Below are 3,956 nucleotides of genomic sequence, written 5' to 3'. Positions count from 1 at the left end.
CGCCGCCGCCGAAGCCGCCGCCACCGAAGCCGCCATCATCACCGCCACGGCCGCCATCATCACCGCCACGGTCGTCACCGCGATCGTCACCGCGATCGTCGCCACGGTCTTCGCCGCGGTCTTCACCACGATCCTCACCACGATCGTCGCCGCGGTCGTCGCCCCGGTCATCGCCACGTTCGTTTTCGTGGAACGACTCAGCCGTGATATTGCCGCGCCGGTCATACGAGCGCTCAAGGCTGCCCCGCGGGCCGCGGGCTTCGACCGACAGGCCGAGCAGGCCGCGTTGAACTTGGAAATGCGTAAACCCCTCGCGGGCCAGTTCTTTGACTGCGTTCTGCACGATGTCGTCGGACGAGGTCCCCGCCAATGCGGTGCTGCCTGCCAGAATGGCAGCAGTCACCAGCGGTGCGAGTTTTAATTTCAACATGCTTTAACTCCCCAATTGATCCCGAGGCCAGCACGCGTCGGGTGAGATCAAAACAGCAGGTCGATAGCAGGAAGACCATTCACACCAGGTTTAAAGCGGCTTTTTGTCTGTGGGGTTCATGGCCATAGACAAAAGGTTTAGGGCTAAAAAACGCAAAAATCCCCATCCATAGACGGGGATTTTCATGTTTATTTTCTAGGACTTATCTTAGTCGCCGGTCTTGATGTCAAAACCCAGATGCTTGGCCACGGCGAAAATGTCTTTGTCGCCGCGCCCGCACATATTCATCACGATGATATGGTCGCTGGGCAATTCGGGGGCGATCTTCAGCACATGCGCCAGCGCGTGGCTGGGTTCAAGCGCCGGAATAATGCCCTCAAGCTGGCAACTCAGCTGGAACGCGCCCAAGGCTTCCTTGTCGGTGATCGCCACATATTCGGCGCGGCCGGTGTCGTGCAGCCACGAATGTTCGGGACCGATGCCGGGGTAATCCAGACCGGCCGAAATCGAAAAGCCTTCCAGAATCTGACCGTCGTCATCCTGCAATAGATAGGTGCGGTTGCCGTGCAACACGCCGGGGCGGCCGCCGGTCAGGCTGGCGCAATGTTCCATCTTGGCGTTGACGCCCTTGCCGCCGGCCTCGACCCCGATGATGCGCACCGAAGGATCGTCGAGGAACGGGAAGAACAGGCCCATCGCGTTCGAGCCACCACCGATTGCCGCGATCAGCGTGTCGGGCAGACGGCCTTCGCCTTCTTGCTCTTCCAGCTGCCAGCGCACCTCTTTGCCGATGATCGACTGGAAATCGCGGACCATCGCCGGATAGGGATGCGGCCCGGCCACGGTGCCGATGCAATAGAACGTGTCGCGCACATTGGTCACCCAATCGCGCAGCGCGTCGTTCATCGCGTCCTTCAGCGTGCCCCGACCCGAGGTCACAGGCACAACCTCGGCCCCCAGCAGGCGCATACGGAACACGTTGGGCGCCTGACGCTGAACATCATGCGCGCCCATGTAGACCACGCATTTCAGACCGAACCGGGCACAAACCGTCGCCGTGGCGACGCCATGCTGACCGGCACCGGTTTCAGCGATGATCCGGGTCTTGCCCATGCGTCTGGCCAACAGGATCTGGCCCAGCACGTTGTTGATCTTATGCGCGCCGGTATGGTTCAGTTCGTCGCGCTTGAGATAGATCTTGGCGCCGCCCAGATGCTCGGTCAGGCGCTCGGCGTAATACAGCGGGCTGGGACGGCCGACATAGTATTTCCACAGATAGTCCATCTCGGCCCAGAACTCGGGGTCGGTCTTGGCCTTTTCATATTCTTCCTCAAGGCTGAGGATCAGCGGCATCAGCGTTTCCGACACGAACCGCCCGCCGAAATCGCCAAACCGGCCGTTTTCGTCCGGGCCGGTCATGAAGCTGTTGAAAAGGTCATTGGCCATGCGTGCCTCCACTGCGTTTCCAATGGCGTTTAAAGGGTCTGGGCCGGGCGGTAAAGTGAGGGCGCGCAGAAAGGCGCCCCCTGCTCAGAGCTTGGGCACAGCCGGGGCCAGCGCCGCCTTGAGAAAGGCGCGAATCCGGGCCGGGTCCTTGACCCCCGGCGCGCTTTCCACACCCGAGGACACATCCACCTGCCGCGCGCCGGTCATCTGGATCGCCAGCGCCACGTTCTCGGGCGTCAGCCCCCCGGCCAGCATCCACGGCCGGGTCCAGTATTTCCGGTTCACCAGCCGCCAGTCAAACGCCAGCCCGTTGCCCCCCGGCAGATCGGCCCCCTTGGGCGCCTTGGCGTCGATCAGCAACTGATCGGCCACCTGCGCATAGAGGTCGATCGCCGGCACGTCCTCGGGGCCGGCAATACCCACGGCCTTCATCACCGGCAGGCCAAAGCGGTCGCGGACCGCAAGCACCCGCTCGGGGCTTTCCGCGCCGTGCAGTTGAAGCATGTCGATTGGAACGGCGTTCAAAATGCGATCCAGCGCCGCGTCATCGGCATCAACGACCAGCGCCACCTTGGCGACACCGGGCGGCACCTCCGAGGCCAGCGCCGCAGCCTCGGCCACGGTGACATTGCGCGGCGACCTAGCGAAGAACACAAAGCCCAGATAGGACGCCCCGGCCTCGACCGCCGTCGCCACAGAGGCCGCATCGCGCAGGCCGCAGATTTTCACACGAATATCAGAAGACATGCCGGGGTTTACCCTGCCTTGCCGCCACCCTCAAGCAGGGCCAGAACCTCATCCTGCTGCTGGGGCGCGTCTTTCTTCAGGCGCTTGACCTCGCGCTCAAGCTGCTTTGCGTCGCGCTTGACGCGGGTGGCCTCGGCCCGGTGCCGGGCCTCGCGCATCCACTCCCAGACAAAGCCGATCAGCAGGCCGGCGATGATACCGCCAAAGACCACCAGAAACAGCGGCAGGTGCAATTCCCATGTCAGACCGGTGAAATGCGCCATCTCTTGCGGCAACACGCGCAGGGTCACGCTGCCCCGATTGGCCAAGGCCACGGTGATCAGGCAAATGCCAAGCACGGCAAGAAAAACATAGCGCAGATAACGCAGCATGGAATCGGGTCCGTTTATTTGCCGTTCAGGCGATCACGCAACAGCTTACCCGTCTTAAAGAACGGAACGGCCTTTTCTTCAACCTCAACCGACTCGCCCGTGCGCGGATTTCGGCCCGTCCGCGCATCACGCTGTTTGACCGAAAACGCCCCAAAGCCGCGCAGCTCGACACGATCCCCCGAGGACATCGCATCGATGATCTCTTCGAAAATCGTGTTCACGATCCGCTCGGCCTGGTTCAGGTTCAGTTCGTGTTCATCCGCGATCTTCTGAATCAATTCCGACCGGATCATAGAATCTATCCCCCAGGGAACGCAGCGCTGATCGCCGCGTATGTCATTATGTCGAGCGTGTTGAATATAGGCATCTTTTTCGGATCGAGAAACAGGAACCATCGGGAAAATAAGCGAAACACAGCGTTCCACGGCGATCTAACTGCGCCAAATCACCGCTTCTGCGGTGCGGCGCCGTTTTTTTCACCGGGTTCAGGCGTGATGCGGACTGTCTGGATCAACTTGTTTCGCAGACAAAAAAACGGCCCCGCCTTTCGGGCGGAGCCGTTCAGAACCTAAAATCCGGGGGTGGATTATTCGCCGCCCTTCAGAGCTGCGCCCAGGATATCGCCCAGCGAGGCACCCGAGTCGGACGAGCCATACTGTTCGACGGCTTCCTTCTCTTCTGCGATCTCGCGCGCTTTGATCGACAGACCCAGACGACGGGTCTTGCTGTCGACGTTGGTGACGCGAACGTCGACCTTGTCGCCAACCTGGAAGCGCTCAGGACGCTGTTCAGCACGATCACGCGACAGGTCCGAGCGACGGATGAAGGATTTCATGCCTTCATACTCGACCTCGACACCGCCTTCTTCGATCGCGGTGACTTCGACGGTGATGATCGAGCCACGCTTGACGCCATCAACGGCATCCGCGAAGGCGTCGCCGCCCAGCGCTTTGACCGACAGG

The 3,956-nt window shown here is 61.3% G+C and carries 6 protein-coding genes; 1 reads left to right on the top strand and 5 read right to left on the bottom strand.

Features of this window, described 5'->3' with window-relative positions; genetic code table 11:
- On the top strand, positions 1 to 421 hold a 421-nt coding region (locus ABYW26_RS11685), incomplete at its 5' end, for a hypothetical protein (RefSeq protein ID WP_372605058.1).
- A 216-nt stretch (positions 422 to 637) separates the two neighbouring features.
- Here the strand turns inward: ABYW26_RS11685 and trpB are convergent.
- The 5 genes from trpB to ABYW26_RS11660 all read right to left on the bottom strand — a co-directional run.
- Positions 638 to 1,876 carry a tryptophan synthase subunit beta gene (gene trpB / locus ABYW26_RS11680; protein WP_372605057.1) on the bottom strand — a complete coding sequence of 413 codons (1,239 nt, stop codon included), beginning with the start codon at positions 1,874 to 1,876 and terminating at the stop codon, positions 638 to 640.
- A gap of 84 nt (positions 1,877 to 1,960) precedes the next feature.
- A complete protein-coding gene (locus ABYW26_RS11675; protein ID WP_372605056.1) occupies positions 1,961 to 2,623 on the bottom strand; it encodes a phosphoribosylanthranilate isomerase in 663 nt (220 codons plus the stop codon).
- Between the two features lie 8 nt (positions 2,624 to 2,631).
- A complete protein-coding gene (locus tag ABYW26_RS11670) occupies positions 2,632 to 2,991 on the bottom strand; it encodes a lipopolysaccharide assembly LapA domain-containing protein (RefSeq protein ID WP_372605059.1) in 360 nt (119 codons plus the stop codon).
- A 17-nt stretch (positions 2,992 to 3,008) separates the two neighbouring features.
- A complete protein-coding gene (gene ihfB / locus ABYW26_RS11665) occupies positions 3,009 to 3,287 on the bottom strand; it encodes an integration host factor subunit beta (protein WP_372605055.1) in 279 nt (92 codons plus the stop codon).
- Positions 3,288 to 3,580: 293 nt separating this feature from the next.
- Positions 3,581 to 3,956, bottom strand: a 376-nt coding sequence (locus ABYW26_RS11660) for a S1 RNA-binding domain-containing protein (protein ID WP_372605054.1), incomplete at its 5' end; no start/stop codon positions are given.

The organism is Actibacterium sp., assembly GCF_041584535.1.
GTDB lineage: Bacteria > Pseudomonadota > Alphaproteobacteria > Rhodobacterales > Rhodobacteraceae > Actibacterium_D.
The sequence above is the reverse complement of the archived record's forward strand: the minus strand, read 5'-3'. Positions and strand labels throughout refer to the sequence as shown.